The organism is Capnocytophaga sp. H4358, from assembly GCF_002302515.1.
Classification (GTDB): Bacteria; Bacteroidota; Bacteroidia; order Flavobacteriales; family Flavobacteriaceae; genus Capnocytophaga; species Capnocytophaga canis.
Map to the genome: position 1 here is coordinate 1,273,960 of NZ_CP022380.1, position 18,357 is coordinate 1,292,316.

Here is an 18,357-nt window from a genome sequence, read left to right on the forward strand (position 1 = left end):
TTATCAGACGCTAATCTCTGCCTTCTTCGGGATAAAGCAAATCATCCATCACAGTCAATTCTACTGTTTTGTCTTCGTTGATGTAATATTTTATAAGTAATTCCCCCCAAAGTCTGCCATCAGAAAAATCACAAATTGCCCATTTGTGGTTTAAGATTTTGATTTTATTAGTTTGGAAACTCTCATTTTTAGGTGCAAAACGAATCAATGGGTGTTTTCCTTTCACAGTATTGGTTTTCAAAATTTGATTCATCACTAACTCCTCAGGATTATCAATTCCTTGTTCAATAAAATAATCCTTTGCAGTGTTATTGTATTGTAAATCAAAATATTGCAAATCACTATTTTTAATCACTAATGAACGGATTGAGTCCAACAATGATTGTCGGTCACCATCGGCTGTAGCAACCTGTTCAGAGTCCACTTTGGGAACCTCAGCAAATTCGATTTCGTTTCTTTCCGCACGGAATAGGAAGAAAACATTTATTCCCAATGAGATAAGTAGTAAAATTACAAGTAAGGTTTGCTTATTCATAAGATATTGAATTTTGTGTGTTTATTGGTATTATTTTTACTTTATGATTTCGAACGTACGATTGTATGATATGTCTGTTTTTTAATGAATTAGGCAAAGGCGTGATCAAATTCTCCAAGATTTCTACCTGTGATAGTTGATAATTCAAATTAAAAAATCCGTAACCTTTGACGATTCCGTTCACGACCAAAATCACACTCTTCTCATCAAATGTACGTCCTTTGTCAATGATAGCAATGGTTTGATTTACAAAGCCATACTTTTTTATTACCTGCTCGGCACGTTGGTTGTAAATTTCCACAGCTTCTTCATCAATACACGCTCCATTACATTTTTTGATAGTGTAGTTATGACAATTTTTTTTAGCCTCCGAAAGCCGCTGCAGTTTGGGGCATAATCCAAATTCTTCTGTAATCTGATACAGAAAATTTTGAGCCTGGTGAATTGTTTCAAAAGTAGTTATGAACGATGTTTTTTGTGTTTGAAACATCTCGGTTGAAAAACAAAGATATCCACTGCGATTAAAGTGCGAAGTCAAAACATAGTTGATTTTTGTTGTATTTGACTTATTATTTTTGTTGTATTTGGGGTTGTTATGCTCCAACTCGTGTAGCTCCTTCAATCGTGTAATGAGTTCATTTCCTGTTTCTTCGTATGTAATTTTATATGTTTGTTTTTGCAATAAAACATCTCGCTTCAAGGGTGAGGAAAAATGTTGCGTCACTCGTTTTTTGATATTCTTATTCTTTCCGATGTAGATGATTTCTCCCGCTTCATTGTACATATAGTACACTCCCAAACGTTCGGGTAACTCATCCAGCATACGAATATGGCGGACATTTATTGTAGGAGCGTTGCTTTTCAAATACGTAGTGATAATCTCTTTTTTGCTGTCTTTTTCTAAGAGATATTTAAAGAGTTTGACTGTGGCAAGTGCATCACCACAAGCTCTATGTCGCTCACTAACTGGAATTCCCAAAGAACGTGCTAACTTACCTAAACTATAAGATTCTTTACCCGGAATTAATCGTTGTGCCAACTCAACCGTGCAGAGAGTGGTGCGAGAAAATTCGTATCCCAAACGGCGGTATTCGGTTCGCAAAATGCGATAATCAAAACTCGCATTATGAGCAACAATGACACAATCCTGCGTAATTTCGATAATTCGTTTGGCAACTTCATAAAATTTGGGGGCATTTCGTAGCATTTTGTTGTTAATGCCCGTCAATTTCACTACAAAATCTTGTATTTCACGTTCAGGATTAATAAGGGTTATGAATTGATCAACAACCTCATGCCCGTCAAAACGATAGATGGCAATTTCAGTGATGCCTTCTTCATTAAATTTCCCGCCCGTGGTCTCAATGTCAAGAATTGCGTACAAGAGAATGCTTTATTTATGTTAGAATAGATAAATTAAGTTTATATCTGAGTGCAAATATATGAATTTTTCCAAAAAATATGGCATACAACTAATCTTAACCGATTTCAGATGAGTAAAAAGAATACCTGAAAATAACATTAATTTTATCTACATTTGTTCTAAATAAAAATAATTTGTTATATTTGCCTCCTATTTATGAATTTCATTTGTTTAAAATCAGTTCATTGAGAAGATACACATAGAAAAAACATCTATCTTAGGTATTATTTTCTCAGTTTAACTCGAGAGGATTGGCTGGCTACATGTTATCTAAATCTTTATATCTCTGAAAGATGCTGTAGTGATAGATTCCTCAGAAAAGCAAACGTTTTTTATATAAGTAACTTATTAACTTTAATACATATTATGATGAAGAAAACAATCAGTTTTATCGTTTTATTCTGCTTGGCAATCACTGCTAAAGCACATACCGTTTGGTTGGAAACCAACACTTCAGGAAAACTCAACAAACAACACGAAGTAAAAATCTTTTTTGGAGAATTAGAGAGTCCAACATTTAGTGAAAAGTGGTTCTCTGATATCAGAGATATTGATGTGAAAGTTACTTATCCGTCAGGCAAAGTTGAAAGTTTACAAAAAACGAAACGTGAAAGTCATTATGTTGCGTTTTTTACTCCTACTGAAAAAGGGACATATACTGTGAGTGTGGCTCATTTGGTGAAAGATGTATTTCGCGAGATGAAAATCACTTATCAATCGGTAGCTTTTGTAAATGTAAATTCTAAGGAAAAAAAGGATTTACAATTTGGAAATCTGCCTGTACAGCTATCGGCTGAAAATACGGATTTTAAAGTTGGACAAAAAAATAAAATCAAAATCTTGAAAGAAGGAAATGTGGCAGAAAAAGAGCGAGTGAACATTTCGTATGAAAATGGTTGGGGACAATCATTTCGTTCCAATAACAAAGGTGAAATTTCATTCACATTACCTTGGAAAGGAAAGTACATTGTAGAATATTCATACTCTAAAAAGGAGACAGGAACGCATAACGGAGCTGATTACAAATCGGATTATCAAACAATTACGTATGTAATCTACGCTAAGTAGTATCCATTATGATTTTAGAAATACCATGATTAGAAGGCTGTTGGAAACTTTTTCGAACAGCCTTTCTTGGTTGTTTCAAAAGTAAAAATCGCACATAAAAAATCTTATCTAAAATAATTCTAATTTTATTTTGTGCATATCAAATATATTTTTTAGCTTTGCCGAAAATTTTAGTTTAACAAATAAAAAATAGATTTATGAAAGTATTTTCTACGCTTATTTTATTTCTTTTTTCCTTAATAATATATGCCCAAGAAGGTGTTTTAAAAGGAGTCGTTTCCTCCAACAAAGCTCGGTTAGAATCCGTAACGGTGGTATTGGAAAGTGCAAATCAGAAAAAATGGACGACTTCTGACAAAAATGGTGCTTTCAAACTCTCAGTTCCTAATGGCGATTACACACTCAAAATCAACTCATTAGGATTTGTGCCTTTTTCTGAAAAAATTCATATTGCCTCAAACAAAGTTGTTGAAAAAAACATCCAATTACAGGAAGATGTTTTAGGGATTGAAGAGGTAGTTGTTTCAGCAACAAGAACTCATCTAAATCGTAAAGAAGCTCCTGTTTTAGTGAGTGTTACCAGCCAAAAGGATTTAGTAAAAGTACGTGCTACCACGCTGATGGAAGGTTTGGTATTTCAGCCTGGATTGCGAACTGAGGTTAATTGTCAAAATTGTGGATTTTCACAGGTAAGAATCAACGGAATGGAAGGGGCTTATTCACAAATTTTGATTGACAGTCGCCCGATTTTTGGTTCGTTAAACGGAGTTTATGGTTTGGAGCAAATTCCAACAAGTATGATTGAACGCATTGAAGTAATTCGTGGAGGAGGGTCGGCTTTGTTCGGGGCAAGTGCAGTTGCAGGAACAATCAATATTATTACTAAAAATCCAACTGAAAATTCGATGCAAGCAGGAATTACCTCTTCATTGATTGCAGGAAAGTCAGAAGATTTAGTAGCATCATTCAATGCTTCCTTAGTGAGCGATGATTTGCAAAGAGGAATTTCTTTCTATGGGGTAAATCGTTGGAGACAACCTTACGATGCTAATGACGATGGTTTTTCGGAATTAACACGCTTGAGAAATCTGAACGTAGGAGCCAAATTTTTTAATAATATTTCTGAAAGAAAAAAATTAGTTGGAGAGTTAAACATCGGGAATGAAGATCGTCGTGGAGGAAATAAATTCGACATGCCCGAACATATGGCGGACATCGCTGAATCCATCAGAACTAACAACATCGGAGGAAATGCTACGTATGACTATTATTCACCAACGTACAACAACAAATGGTCGGCATTCATTAGTGGACAACGCACAAGAGCAAACAATTACTACGGAGCATACGACGTTGAAAATGATGCCTATGATTTGGAAGGGCTTAACTACGGAATTACCCGTGAAAACATTTGGGTGTTAGGTGGACAACATACCGCTCAATTCTATGTAAATGAAAATAGTTTACAATGGACTTCAGGTGCAGAGTATAAATATGATGAAATCGCAGAAAATCGTCGTAATCCTGAAATCTTAGGGGTAAATCAAGATCAGCATATTTTAGGCGTGTATTCACAAGTGGATTGGAAAATCACACCGAAATTTAAGGTTTTAGCAGGATTGCGTTTGGATAATATCAATTCTAATTTATTAGCAAAATCAGTATCGGCTTTGAATCCAAGAGCAAGTTTACTTTACAATATCACCAAAGAGGTAATTGCACGAGGAACATACTCACGAGGGTTTAGAGCTCCGTTATTCTATTCGGAAGACGTTCACTCTGAATTGATTACAGGAGATGTACGCCGTGTGGAACTTGCTTCGGATCTGAAAAAAGAAACTTCTGATAGCTTCTCGGCTTCGTTAGAATATAACCATTCGCATGATGGACACCAAATAGTAGCGATGCTTGAAGCTTTCTACACCAATTTGGATAATCCATTCCATTATGTTGCGATAGAAGGAGAGGATGAGGATGAACTTTTAGTAAAACAGAAACAAAATGGTAATAGAGCTACTGTAAAAGGAATTAATGTGGAATTCAAATATGCTCCTAACTCCAAATTTGCTTTCCAATTGGGAAGTACTTTCCAAAGTTCAAGATTTAGCAAATCTCAAGTTGTTGCTGAAGAAGAAGATGGAACCGTTATAGCGGAAACCGATAAAATATTGCGTTCGCCATCCATCTATGGAAACTTAACCGCTTCGTACAGACCTACAGAAAAATGGACTCTGAATTTAACAAGCGTTTACACAGGAGCTATGGAACTATTCCACGAAGGTGAAAACGCATTAAAAACTTCTAAAGGAATGTTCGATTTTGGTCTTAACACCGTTTACAATCTTTCTTTCAATGACTTTTTTGATATGGAGCTAAGTGCAGGAGTAAAAAACATCTTTAATGAATATCAAAAAGATTTCGACAAAGGCGTGGAACGTGACCCAACGTACATTTATGGCCCAGCATTGCCAAGAACTATTTTTGCGGGTGTAAAAATCAAAATGTAGTAAAAATAACATACCATAATCAGGCTGTCTTAAAAATTTAGGGCAGCCTCTTTTTTATTACGAAAATCAGCCATAAACCGTGTAGTAACCTATATACTAACCCTTTACAGTGAAGTAAGGATATATGTTAAAATTTTTCGGTTTCTTGTTTTTTGGTATAATGGACAAAAATTAGGCTGTTTTTTAGACGATTGTTTCTAATGGACATTTTTTAGGCTCTAATTTTTTACTAAATTTTGATTTGAATTTAAATAGCATTTTCTTTGTCTGATTGATATTTTTAGAGAGCTTCTATGCCTTTAAAAACTCATCTATAAACCTCATTTTACGCTTTAAGGACAATCCATTATGACTGCGTAATTTATTCTTTAAATCAGCAAAATGACCGTCAATAGCATTAGTTGTATTGGGAATGCCTAATTCATAATTATCATACCAAGTAAACAACCAAGGCAGATTGTTTTTTAAACTTCTGTAAGCACTTCTAAGTTTTTTATGTGTATAGAAACTCTTGTTTGTCAAAATATTAACAGTTCTTTCATTTAGAAAATCTTCCCACTTTTCAAACCATAAACTCAAAGCCCCTTCAAAAGATTCTTTATCAGTAATAACCATCAAATCAACTATTTTCATTAATTCCTTTGCTGCTTCTAATTTTGGCTTTTTGGTCAAATATCTTCTTATAATAGCTGACTGATGAATTTTTAAATCAGCGAATTCCATAAAAAAATAAAAATCTAATGAGCTAAATTGGCACATCTGAACTGGAATTCCGTTAAATGATTGAATAAGCCCCTTCCTTCCATCGCATACAATAGCTTGGATTTGAAAACCTAACGCCTTCAATTTTTCAATTCCTTGTGTATAAATAGCATTGGTTTCATTTCGAACATAGTATTTCAGTAAGTTCTCTTTGGTAATAGCATCTTTGAAAAGAGTTACACCAAAGTTTCTGCCCCAATAGGTAGTATCCATCAAAACGATAACCTTTCTTGCAATAGGTTTTTCTACACTGATTTTGACCTTATCAATTCGTCTCTGAATGGTTTTTATTGAACAATTATATTTCTTGGCGAGTTGAGAATAGGTTTGTTTTCCAACGGTATATTCTTCCCATAATAGCTTATTATTTATTCTATTTCCGCCTAAAAATTATTTGCCACAATGTTGGCATTTATACAATTGGACTCCTTTAACTAGTCCATTTTTCTTGGTAAAATTCTTACCATAGTAAAAGCACTTTTTTTATTCATAACCTTTGATAGCCTACAAAGGTAGTAACAATAAGGGATTCCAGAGTTTGCAGCCTAAAAAATGTCCATTAAGCCTGTTTTTTATTTTGCCAATCCGTATTGTTCTTGAGAGCGAGGATTCAATGAAAATACCAACAAACTTGTACGACAACATATCCCTAAGGGTACTTATTTTGAGGTGTTAATCTTTTTAACTTTTTATTTGGATTTATCCTAAATTAATTTTACTTTTGCGCCTGAAAATTTAATCTAAGTTAAACGTATGCACTATATGTACCGTTATAAGATAAGTTTCTTTCTGTTTTTGTCTGTGTTTGGTAGCATTTTTGCACAAGAGGCTCAGCAGCAAAAGAAAGATTCCATTCAGGAATTACAAGAAGTCATAGTTACTGCTAATCAAATCTTAGGAAATAAATTCCAAGCTCGAAACCGCACTGGGTCAGCTTATTACATCGCACCGGCGGAAATCCAAAAAATGGGATATACTGACATTAACCGAATGCTCAAAGCCGTACCTGGGGTAAACGTCTATGAGGAAGACGGTTACGGACTCCGCCCCAACATCAGTCTTCGCGGGACAAAAGCCGAACGCAGCGAAAAAATTACCCTGATGGAAGACGGAATTTTAGCAGCTCCCGCCCCCTATTCGGCTCCTGCGGCATATTATTTCCCAAACGCAGCCCGAATGAGTGCCGTGGAAGTCCTCAAAGGAAGTAGCCAAGTGCAGTACGGACCTTTTACCACAGGTGGGGCTATTAATATGGTGTCCACGCCCATTCCCTCAAAGTTGGCAGGAAAATTAAACGCCTCTTACGGAACAAATCAAACCTTTAAAACGCATTTCAACTTCGGGAATAGTCATAAAAATTTCGGATATTTGGTAGAGTATTTGCGTTTTCAGTCCGATGGATTTAAAAAATTGCCCGACAATCAAAAAGCAGCTATCAAACGTAATGATTTTATTGCCAAAGTAATAGCAAAATCCGATAAAGAAGAAGGCGTAAACCATTCCTTTGAAGTAAAATTCGGTTATGCCGATGAAGATTCCGATGAAACGTACGTCGGATTGTCCGAAGCCGATTTCAAAAAGACGCCTTTCCTCCGATACGCTGGCTCTCAAATGGACAATATCACCACCAAGCATACCCAATGGGTTGCTACCTACTTGATTAGTATTTCTCCGCGAATGAAAATCACCACGAACGCTTATTACAACACTTTCCATCGTAATTGGTACAAGCTCAATGATATAAAAGCAGGGATAACGTCTGCCGAAAAGCGTTCTATCAATGCCGTTTTGGATGACCCCGAAACAAATCATCTGTATTTCGATATTCTGACAGGAAAAACCGATTACAACGGCGAAGGGCTGATTGTAAGAGCCAACAATCGTGATTATTATTCGCGTGGTTTGCAAACCAAATTCGATTATCATTTCTATATTAACGATATTTTTATGGACGTAGAGGCGGGATTGCGTTATCACGGCGATGCCGAAGACCGATTTCAGTGGGATGATAGCTATGCCATCGAAAACGGAAAAATGAAACTCTTCCTGCCTGCCATTCACGGCTCGCAAGCAAACCGAATCACTTCGGCAACGGCTTTGGCTACCTATTTTTTGTCCAAATTGACGTATCGCGGACTGACCCTGTCGGCGGGTTTGCGTTACGAGGATATACATTTGCATAAGAAAGACTTTACCAAAAACGACGTACGCCGTTCGGGTAAAATTCGTCGTGAAGTGAGTAATCCGGCTCGTGTTTTTATTCCGAGTTTGGGATTACATTACCGAATTGTCCCCGCTTGGTCAGTTTTCTCGGGAATTCACAAAGGTTTTTCGCCTCCAAGTGCAGGAATGAACCAAAAACCTGAAAATAGTATCAATGTGGAGGTGGGAACACGTCTTTCCGTAGGTCAATTAACTGCCGAAGCCATCTTTTTCCGCAATAAATATAGCAATATGTTGGGAAGCGACCTTGCGGCGGCGGGTGGTAGTGGTACGTTGGAGCAATTTGATGTGGGAGAAGCACTTGTGAAAGGTGCGGAAGCGATGTTGCACTTCCAACCCATTCCAAAAGAATACAAATTGAGGCTTCCGTTGCAGCTTTCATACACTTATACGGATACGGAAATGTTGAACTCGTTTGAGGAAAACACTTGGGGACGTGTATTTGTCGGCGATGAAATCCCATACATCAACAAACACAGCTTTAACGCCAGCTTGGGGGCTGAATACAAGGGCTTTGAATTACACATAGGGGTGCGTTACAACGGCGATATGCGAACCACACCAGGTCAAGGGGCACTTGCAGAGCGAAACACAGTCCCTGCACATACCATTATCGATGCTTCGGCAAAGGCTCGTATCAATAAGTATTTGACATTGACGGTAAATGCTGTGAATATCACCAATAAAACCTATTTGGTATCGCGACATCCCGCAGGCTTGCGTCCTGGTCATCCCTTTGGAGTGTATTCAGGAGTGAATGTGAAGTTTTAGTTTGTAAGGCTGATTGATATTGAGTCTGTCAGGTTGGGCGAAATAGTGTCAGGCTGAGCGAAGTCGAAGCCTATATAACGTATAAGTTTTGTAACGATAGTTTCTCGACTTCGCTCGAAATGATAGAGAAGCTATCAAATATGAAGTAACACAAATGAATTTATATTTTGTTTACATATTAAAATGTGCTGACAATTCCTATTACACGGGAATAACTAGCAATGTGGAGGAACGTTTTGTTCAACATCAAAATGGGTACGATATAAATGCTTATACATTTTCTCGTCGTCCTGTGGAGTTAGTGTATTACACCTCCTTTAATGATGTAAAACAAGCGATTTCATTTGAAAAGCAAATTAAAGGTTGGAGCAGAAAGAAGAAAGAAGCTCTCATTAGTAACAATTGGGAGCGATTAAAGGAGTTAGCTATATGCAGAAATGAAACTCATTTTAGTAATAAAGAAAATAGGGAAATGATTTAAAAAGTATAACGTCTTAAAAAAGGAGAGATTTTTGTCAGACTGGGCGAAGTCGAAGCCTTAGAGTTAAGTATGTAACGAAACCCTACTTACAACAAAGGTTTCTCGACTTCGCTCGAAATGACAGATAGGAATAAGACAGAGTGTTTTCAAGATGAATAAAGTATTGAGTGTCAGGCTGAGCGAAGTCGAAGCCTTAGAGTTAAGTATGTAACGGAACCCTGCTTACAACAAAGGTTTCTCAACTTCGCTCGAAATGACAGATAGGAATAAGACAGAGTGTTTTCAAGATGAATAAAGTATTGAGTGTCAGGCTGAGCGAAGTCGAAGCCTATATAACGTATTAAGTTTTGTAACGATAGTTTCTCGACTTCGCTCGAAATGACAGGCGAGAGATTTTAAGATAGACAAGGTTGGTTCTGTCAGGCTGAGCGAAATCGAAGCCTATATAACGTATAAGTTTTATAACGATAATTTCTCGACTTCGCTCGAAATGACAGGCGGGAGGTTTTAAGATAGAAAAGGTTGAGGCTGTCAGTCTGACAAATCGGAACTACCATCATACTTTTTATAACACGACTTAAATATAAATTCGATAATATCAAATAATAAACAACAAAAATTATCATTTATGAATCAATCAATGATAAAGAAACTATTATACACTATATTTTTACTTTGCTCGCAATGGGCAATAGCACAACAAGAAGTAACGGGTACTGTGGTGGACAATCAGGGAATGCCACTATTGGGGGCGACCGTCATCGTAAAGGAAAGAAACGTAGGGGTAACCACCGATATCGACGGGAAATTCACCACAAAAGCCGAAAACGGACAAACCTTAGTGGTAAGTTACATCGGGTTTCAGACCCAACGCGTAAAAATTACCGCTTCCACAATGCATATCGTACTAAAAGAGGACGTGCAGGAGCTTGATGCCGTAGTGGTTACGGGCTATCAGAAGATAAAAAGCCGTGTCTTTACAGGGGCTTCGGCATCGGTAAAGATGGAACAAGTGAAAATGGACGGCGTGGCGGACGTGTCGCGTATGCTTGAAGGTCGCGTAGCAGGGCTTTCCATTCAGAACGTAACGGGAACCTTTGGTTCCGCTCCGCGTATTAACATTCGTGGGGGGGCTTCCATCATCGGAAATGTGCAACCGCTGTGGGTCATTGACGGAGCGGTATATGAAGATTTGGTTTCATTAACGCTCGACCAATTGGTGTCGGGTGATGCCGTTACGCTTATCAGTTCCGCCATTGCAGGGCTTAATGCGGCTGATATTGAAGATATTCAGGTGCTGAAAGATGCTTCGGCGACTTCGGTGTATGGGGCAAGAGCCTTGAACGGCGTGATTGTCGTTACCACCAAAACCGCCAAACGCGATACGCCCAACCGAATAACCTATTCGTACGAACAGAGTTTCCGTCAGATACCTTCTTACAAGGATTACGATTTGCTCAACTCACAGGAAACAATGTCGGTATATCAGGAATTGGCAAACAAAGGCTATTTCAGTTTGCGAGATGCCCTTTATGGCAGACGCAGTGGCATTTATTATCAATGGTACAAAGGCATCAGCACGATTAACCCTAATACAGGAACCTATTATTATGAAAATACCGAAGACGCCAAACGGGCTTTCTTCAAAGAACGCGAATACGTCAATACGAATTGGTTCAATCATCTATTCACAATTAACCCCATTCAGCAACACACTTTGACTTTTTCAGGCGGAGGAAAAAATACGACTACTTACGCTTCATTAGGATTGTTTAACGACAAAGGTTGGACGATTATCGACCGCGTACAGCGTATCACCGCCAATCTCAAAAGTACGTTTTTCATCACGGACGATTTCAAAACTACGCTTTCCGTACAAGGAAATATGCGAAACCAAAAAGCTCCTGGGACTTTTACCCAACGCAAAAACACGACCATAGGTTCGTTCGAGCGAGATTTCGACATCAATCCGTTTTCGTACGCTTTGGGAACTTCGAGAACCTTACGACCACGCACAAACGATGGCAAGTTGGAATATTATCGCAATAACTGGGCTGCGTTTAATATTTTAAACGAATACGAAAACAATTATCTTGACATCAATCTGTTGGACTTCAAAATACAGGCAGAGGCTTCTTACAAAATCAACAAAGATTTGGAAGCTACGGCGTTGCTTTCCACGCGTCAGGCTTCGACAAGTTCGGCACATTTCATCAAAGAACCTTCCAACGTGGTACAGGCATTCCGTGCCAACGAAACTCCTTGGGTGGCTCAGCAAAACATCTATTTGATAAAAGATAAAGACAATCCGCTGTCGCAACCTAAAATAGGACTTACACACGGAGGAATTTTCAACAAAACCGAAACCACGCTGAAAAGCTATCAGGCTCGTATGGCGTTGGATTATAACAAATCGTTGGGCGAACACGACATTAAAGCCTTCGGATTTGCCGAAATGCGTTACGCCGACCGCACCGTGAATCCTTTTCAAGGATATGGGATTCAGTACGACAAAGGAAATCAGATATTTACCAATCCGTTGATTTTTCAAAAATTGATTGATGAAGGCAATGATTATTTTGCGTGGTTGGAGCGTTACGACCGAGGGCTTACGTTTTCACTCAGTGGCACTTACGGATACAAGGGCAAGTATATTTTCAATACGGTGCTTAACTACGAGGGGTCGAATACGGCAGGAAAAAACAGCCGTTCGCGTTGGCTACCTACGTGGAATGTCGGCGGAAAATGGAACATTGACCAAGAGGATTTTATGAAAGACCAAAAGTACTTTTCAACCCTCGCTTTCCGACTTAGTTACGGGCTTACCGCCAAGATGAACGAACAGGCAATTAACTCCAATGCGGTATATAAAAACGTGATTCTGAATCGTTTTCATTTCAAAGACCGCGAGAATGCGTTGCGTATTTTGCACTTGGAGAACCGCGACCTTACTTGGGAGAAAATGTATGAACTGAATTTGGGTATTGATGCCGGATTTTTCAACAATCGTCTCAATGCTACCATTGATATTTATCAACGAAATTCGTTTGATTTGATTGACCTTATCCGAACTTCGGGCGTGGGTGGGCAGTATTACAAATATGCCAACTTTGGCGATATGCGTACGCGAGGCGTGGAATTGGCTCTCAACTCTAAAAACATCTTGACCGATGATTTCAAATGGACGACCAACTTCACCATAAGTTATATGAATCAGAAGATTACAAGGCTTTTGAACACGCCCAATACGTTCGATATGGTGGCAGGAGCAGGACGCGGAAACATCGTTGGTTTCCCGAAAGGGTCGCTCTTTTCGTTCAACTATCAAGGCTTGAACAATTACGGATTGCCAACGTTTGATTTCGGTTTGTATCCGCTCAATGACAGAGCTTACGGAAACATTGCAGGGGCGGACTTTTTAGACGCTCAATATTCCAAATCGTATCTGATTTATCACGGGTCGATTGAGCCGAATGTCAATGGAGGATTGTCCAATACATTCAGTTACAAGAATTGGGAGTTTTCGTTTTTCGTAACGGCACAGGCGGGGAATAAAATCCGTTTGAATCCGTCATTTGACCCTGCTTTTGCGGATTTGAACGTATTTTCAACCGAATATTACGACCGATGGATAGCCCCTGGCGACGAATGGCGAACCGAAGTTCCTGCTTTGCCTTCGCAGGATTTAATCCGACTTATTGGTCAGGAAAATATCGAAAAGGCGTATAATACGTATAATTATTCGCAAAACCGAGTAGCCGACGGAAGTTTTGTACGTATGAAAAACATTTCGCTGGGGTATAACGTGCCTGAAAGTGCTGTCAAGCGTTACAAAATGAAGTCGCTGAACGTTCGCGGACAGATAACCAATCCGTTTTTGATATATTCGGATAGTCGCCTCAAAGGACAAGACCCCGAGTATTATCGTTCAGGCGGGGTGTCGCTCCCCACTCCCAAACAATTTACCCTAACGGTGAATGTTGGGTTTTAGGAGGATTGATATAAAAAGAAGAAAGTATGATGCCTTAAAAAAGAGAACATTTCTGTCAGGCTGAGCGAAGTCGAAGCCCTGTTGGGAGGCTTCGACTTCGCTCAGCCTGACAATCGGGGCATATTAATGAAGTGAAATAATTATTTCGATAAAAATAAAAACAATACTATGAAATCAATCATAAAAATAACATTAGTAAGTATGCTTTTGGCATCGTGTCAGGGTTTTTTGGACAAAGACCCCGATTCGTCGCTCAATGTGGCTATTGATTCGGAGGAGAAAATTGCCGAATTGTTGGCGGGGGCTTATCCTGAGGCAAGTTATTTTGCTTTCCTCGAAGCCCGAACCGACAATGTGGCAGAACGCGTCAATGGTGTACATTCTCGACTGAATGAAGCGATGTATTTTTGGGAAGATTATGACCAAGAAGATTTGGACACGCCTCTGAACTACTGGAATGCTTGTTACGCAGGGATTGCACAGGCGAACAAGGCTCTGGAATTGTTGGCTTCGTACCCCAAAACAGAAAGGGTAAAGGCTTTGTACGGAGAGGCGTTTTTGCTTCGGGCGTACTTGCATTTTATGTTGGTCAATATCTGGGCAGAACCCTACGGAACGCAGAAAGCACAGCAAAGTCCTGGTATTCCGTATTTGACCAAACCCGAAAAACACGCTTTGGTGGATTACAAACGAGGCACGGTGGCTGAGGTATATGAAAAAATCGAGAAAGATTTGAAATTGGGCGTATCGTTGGTCAATGACGATTATTACAAAAATCCGAAATTTCACTTTAATAAAAAAGCAGCATATGCCTTTGCTTCAAGGTTTTATCTGATAAAGGGAGAATGGGATTTGGTCATCGAATACGCTAACTATGTGCTGGGTGCCGACTCCAAGCAGGTGCTTCGTAATTGGGCAGCTTATGAGCGAAAAATACGATTCAATCGCAAGGCACTCTACAAAGAATACACGCACACGGAAGACCCTGCCAATCTGTTGCTTACCGCTACCGAATCAAGAATACAACGCAATATATTAAACGAAAAATACGGAGTAACAGGAGCTACGGTACGTAATATTTTCTATTCCAAAGGAATTGACGGTTGTGGTGAGGCGGGTAAAAACCTGAATCTTATAACTACGTATTTATTTTCATCGTCGGAAGATGCCATTACTAACGGATTGTACATCGCTAAGTTTGATGAATTGTCATTGTTCGGAAGCACGGGAACGCGTCCGAAAGGATTGTACGTAACTAACGTGCTGTTTTCCACCGATGAAGTGTTACTAAACCGAATGGAGGCCTACGCAATGAAACGCGAGTACGACAAATCCATAGATGACCTGCTCGACTATTGGAGAGGGAAATACGGGGGAGCGTCTTTGTCCTGTCCCAGAGATGCTTACACTACCGTAGATAGTAAATATTACGAGACTTACACGCCTTTTTATGGTATGACGCTAAAACAATTGGCACTGATCAAAATCATTGTGGATTTCCGTCAGAAGGAGTTTCTGCACGAGGGGTTGCGTTGGTTCGATATTCGCAGGTTTTACATTCCCGTGAGCCGAAGTAGTAAAAACGCAATATATCGTCCGCTTGAAAAGGAAGACCCGCGTAAATTGTTGCAAATCCCTGCCGAAGCCATCAATCGAGGGTTAGAGCCCAATCCAAGATAATATTGTAGGGAAAAGATATATCTTTTCCGTTTGAAAACATAAATGAATAACAAACATATGATGAAAAAAATATATATCGTAATATCAATGGCGTTGTTGGGGTGTTCCCAAGAAAAACTTTCCGACCAAAGTGTGGTGGAAGCCAATATTGTGCAACGCAACTACACCGAATTGGATACGTGGATACGCAATGAACTCACGCTACCGTATGGCATTGAGGTGGATTATCGATGGAACGGAAACACTGCTCAGAAAGGAAGTTATACCTATCCGCCTGAGGCTGAAAATGTTCAAAAGATGTTGGAAGCCATTAAGTTTTTGTGGCTCGAAACCTACACGCTCAACAATGTGGGAGGAAGCCATTTTATGAAGGAGAAAAACCCGATTAAGATTTATATGTACGGCGGAAAAAATTTGGACGCTCACGGTGTGGAACTACTTGCGAATCACACGGGTACTACCGCCGAGATGTTTCTGTACAACGTCAATGATTTCGACCCGAAGGATTACGAAAAAGTGTATGTGCTGATGCGTAGCGTACATCATCAGTTTGCCAAACGATTGATGGAATTGCTTCCGTATGAGCGGGATAAGTTCGCATTGATTAGCAGTGGATATGTGTCTGATTCCAAGGATCTTCCAAGTAAAGAGCCTATCGGAAGGTATATCAAAAAAATATCCGATTGTAGTCGTGATAAAGACAATACAGGGTTCACTTACGTGATTTCGTCCGAGCAGGATTACCAACAAGCACGTTTGGGGTTTTTCAGCGTAGGGAAATCCATCCGAACCAACGAAAAGTTGTATAGCTCTGATTGTGAGGTGGCACGTACTTCCGATGTTATCCTAACCGAAGGAGCAATAGCCAATCGCCGCGGATTTTTTACCATTCACTCAATGCTTTCCCCCGAAGATGATTTTGCTGAAATTGTAAGTGCTTATCTCACACATAGTTCTAAGGAAATTACCGATGCCATTACTCTCGGAGGTACTTCCATTAGTGGTACGGCAGACGAAGAGCAAGAGGTTCGTGTAGCCAAAGAACAATTGCTTAAAAAACAGGCGTTTGTAGAGGAATATTTTAAAAAAGAAGTAAAAATCAACCTCAAACGGATGCAGCTTTTGAGTGTACAACGTATCAAATCATTCGTAAACAGATAATTTTTTGATATTTTTGAAAGAAAGGAAGTAAAAAAGCGACCGTATGAAGTAAAAAGATGTCGGTACGAAGCAAAAAGAAGTCGGTACGGAGTAAAAAGGCGACCGTATGAAGTAAAAAGATGTCGGTACGAAGCAAAAAGAAGTCGGTACGGAGTAAAAAGATGTCGGTACGGAGTAAAAAGGCGACCGTATGAAGTAAAAAGATGTCGGTACGAAGCAAAAAGAAGTCAGTACGGAGTAAAAAGGCGACCGTATGGAATAAAAAATAAATAGTATGACGTTTTTTGAGGATTTGAAAATGGAAGGTGATGTAAAAAGTATGATGCCCTTAAAAAAAGAAGTGTTTTTGTCAGGCTGAGCAAAGTCCGTGAAAACGGAGTATGTGACGAAGCCTTATCATTACAGGGCTTCAATGCACATACTCAGCTCCAAGTCTTCGCTGACTTTGCTCAGCCTGACAATCAAAACCAGCATCATACTTTTTATAACACAACCTGAAAATGTTTATTGAATTTTAAAGTTAAGTTTTAATGAAAAGATATTTATTTTTGATAGTTTTGGTGGGAATGATTTCCTGTAAGAAAGAGGAGCCTTCGGAAGTATCGCCTTCTGACAGAAATTTGCAGAACATCAAGGCGTTACGTAAAGAACTGACCGAAGCTCCGTATGGTTGGAAGGTGCTTTATTTTCCGAAAACCGATTCGCTGTTGTTTGCTAACAAAGATGAAATTTTGGAAAAAGACCCTTTGTTTCGTGAGCGTTACGGCTATGGCGGATTTTATTTCCTGATGAAATTTGATGATAAAGGAACCGTGCAAATGCGTGCCGATTATGACAGTAAATCAATGGTGGAAACCAAAGAAAGTGAGTTTGAAATCAAGCAAAACACCTTTACACAGCTTAGTTTCACCACCTTTAATTACATTCATCGATTGGTAAACGACCGATTTTCAGGAAATTCTGATTTTATGTACGCAGGAAGAGATTTTGAAAATAATTTGGTTTTCAAAACAGCTTCGTACATTGAACCAGCTCGGGAGTATGTCGTTTTTGAAAAATTGAAGTCGCCAATTGATTGGGAAGATACTCGCAATACAACCGATAATGCACTTACGGAATCTTACAAAAACCGAAAGATTTTCGAACAGATGAAAAATCCGCAGGTGGTAATCCGCAAAGGAAGTCGTATTTTCTTTCAAAGCGATATGATTGTTCGTAGTACACGTGGAACGCCTCAGTATAACCAATTTCTGAGAGAAATCATCGAAAAACGGTACTATTTGTTTCGCTTCAATAAAAAACCAGACCTTGTAAATCCGCGAATAGCCAAAGAAAGTACCGGATTAGGGTCGGGATACGTGGGAACGGAGCAGGGGCTGACCTTCCGCACGGGGCTTCGTTATACGGAGAAGTATATTTTTCGCGATTTTGAACGTCGGGGTGATAAATTTGTATGCGAATTGGTGAAAGTGTATGACGCGATTCTTAAACGGGAAATGTATGTGAGCAAACATCTTTATCCCGATGGCGAACCCACCTATTTTATAGCGGAAATCACCGATGAAGGAATGTAGGGGTGTTTGGAAAAATAAAGAGGTACTGTAAAGGAAAAGTAGAATACTGCTCGTCAGTTCGAGTGATTTGCGGAGTGGAACGTAGCAAATCGTATCGAGAACTTTTTAGGATATAGGAAATCGTTTCTCGACACAAATTTTATCTCCATTGCATTACGATAAAATTCACTCGAAGTGACGG

Annotated in this window: 11 protein-coding genes; 8 read left to right on the plus strand and 3 right to left on the minus strand. The window is 39.2% G+C overall.

Annotated elements, in window-relative coordinates; all coding sequences use genetic code 11:
• Positions 1-10: 10 nt before the first annotated feature.
• Positions 11-535, minus strand: coding sequence for a hydrolase (locus tag CGC49_RS05480; protein WP_095912051.1), 525 nt, complete (start codon positions 533-535; stop codon positions 11-13).
• Positions 528-1,919 carry an exonuclease domain-containing protein gene (locus CGC49_RS05485; RefSeq protein WP_095912052.1) on the minus strand — a complete coding sequence of 464 codons (1,392 nt, stop codon included), beginning with the start codon at positions 1,917-1,919 and terminating at the stop codon, positions 528-530. Before CGC49_RS05485 ends, CGC49_RS05480 begins: the two co-directional genes overlap by 8 nt.
• A 408-nt stretch (positions 1,920-2,327) precedes the next feature.
• On the opposite strand from CGC49_RS05485, the gene CGC49_RS05490 reads away from it, so the two are divergent.
• Both CGC49_RS05490 and CGC49_RS05495 read left to right on the plus strand, forming a co-directional pair.
• Positions 2,328-3,026 (plus strand): DUF4198 domain-containing protein, encoded by a 699-nt coding sequence (locus CGC49_RS05490; RefSeq protein WP_042005419.1) that lies wholly within the window; start codon positions 2,328-2,330, stop codon positions 3,024-3,026.
• 197 nt (positions 3,027-3,223) lie between these two features.
• Entirely contained in the window at positions 3,224-5,533 is a 2,310-nt protein-coding gene (locus CGC49_RS05495) for a TonB-dependent receptor (protein ID WP_095912053.1), read from the plus strand.
• Positions 5,534-5,824: 291 nt separating this feature from the next.
• On the opposite strand, the gene CGC49_RS05500 is transcribed toward CGC49_RS05495, so the two are convergent.
• The gene (locus CGC49_RS05500; RefSeq protein ID WP_232745208.1) at positions 5,825-6,508 is read right to left on the minus strand and encodes a hypothetical protein; all 684 of its coding nucleotides are present in this window, start codon (positions 6,506-6,508) and stop codon (positions 5,825-5,827) included.
• A gap of 549 nt (positions 6,509-7,057) precedes the next feature.
• Between CGC49_RS05500 and CGC49_RS05505 the strand changes: the two genes are divergently transcribed.
• From CGC49_RS05505 to CGC49_RS05530, 6 genes are all read left to right on the plus strand, one after another.
• Complete coding sequence (locus tag CGC49_RS05505; RefSeq protein ID WP_095912703.1) at positions 7,058-9,289, plus strand: TonB-dependent receptor domain-containing protein; 2,232 nt, start codon at positions 7,058-7,060, stop codon at positions 9,287-9,289.
• 154 nt (positions 9,290-9,443) lie between these two features.
• Entirely contained in the window at positions 9,444-9,770 is a 327-nt protein-coding gene (locus CGC49_RS05510) for a GIY-YIG nuclease family protein (protein WP_095912055.1), read from the plus strand.
• A gap of 628 nt (positions 9,771-10,398) precedes the next feature.
• Positions 10,399-13,761 carry a SusC/RagA family TonB-linked outer membrane protein gene (locus tag CGC49_RS05515; RefSeq protein WP_095912056.1) on the plus strand — a complete coding sequence of 1,121 codons (3,363 nt, stop codon included), beginning with the start codon at positions 10,399-10,401 and terminating at the stop codon, positions 13,759-13,761.
• Positions 13,762-13,929: 168 nt separating this feature from the next.
• Positions 13,930-15,441, plus strand: a complete 1,512-nt coding sequence (locus CGC49_RS05520) for a RagB/SusD family nutrient uptake outer membrane protein (RefSeq protein ID WP_095912057.1) — start codon at positions 13,930-13,932, stop codon at positions 15,439-15,441.
• A gap of 57 nt (positions 15,442-15,498) precedes the next feature.
• Entirely contained in the window at positions 15,499-16,602 is a 1,104-nt protein-coding gene (locus CGC49_RS05525) for a putative zinc-binding metallopeptidase (protein ID WP_157909108.1), read from the plus strand.
• 530 nt (positions 16,603-17,132) lie between these two features.
• On the plus strand, positions 17,133-18,176 hold the full coding sequence (locus CGC49_RS05530) for a DUF4302 domain-containing protein (protein WP_095912058.1): 1,044 nt from the start codon (positions 17,133-17,135) through the stop codon (positions 18,174-18,176).
• Positions 18,177-18,357: the final 181 nt, after the last annotated feature.

Bases quoted from the DNA above. Each gene is read 5' to 3' on its own strand.
- CGC49_RS05480 (WP_095912051.1), bottom strand. From the start codon at position 535: ATGAATAAGCAAACCTTACTTGTAATTTTACTACTTATCTCATTGGGA.
- CGC49_RS05490 (WP_042005419.1), top strand. From the start codon at position 2,328: ATGAAGAAAACAATCAGTTTTATCGTTTTATTCTGCTTGGCAATCACT.
- CGC49_RS05495 (WP_095912053.1), top strand. From the start codon at position 3,224: ATGAAAGTATTTTCTACGCTTATTTTATTTCTTTTTTCCTTAATAATA.
- CGC49_RS05500 (WP_232745208.1), bottom strand. From the start codon at position 6,508: ATGGATACTACCTATTGGGGCAGAAACTTTGGTGTAACTCTTTTCAAA.
- CGC49_RS05505 (WP_095912703.1), top strand. From the start codon at position 7,058: ATGTACCGTTATAAGATAAGTTTCTTTCTGTTTTTGTCTGTGTTTGGT.
- CGC49_RS05510 (WP_095912055.1), top strand. From the start codon at position 9,444: ATGAATTTATATTTTGTTTACATATTAAAATGTGCTGACAATTCCTAT.
- CGC49_RS05515 (WP_095912056.1), top strand. From the start codon at position 10,399: ATGAATCAATCAATGATAAAGAAACTATTATACACTATATTTTTACTT.
- CGC49_RS05520 (WP_095912057.1), top strand. From the start codon at position 13,930: ATGAAATCAATCATAAAAATAACATTAGTAAGTATGCTTTTGGCATCG.
- CGC49_RS05525 (WP_157909108.1), top strand. From the start codon at position 15,499: ATGATGAAAAAAATATATATCGTAATATCAATGGCGTTGTTGGGGTGT.
- CGC49_RS05530 (WP_095912058.1), top strand. From the start codon at position 17,133: ATGAAAAGATATTTATTTTTGATAGTTTTGGTGGGAATGATTTCCTGT.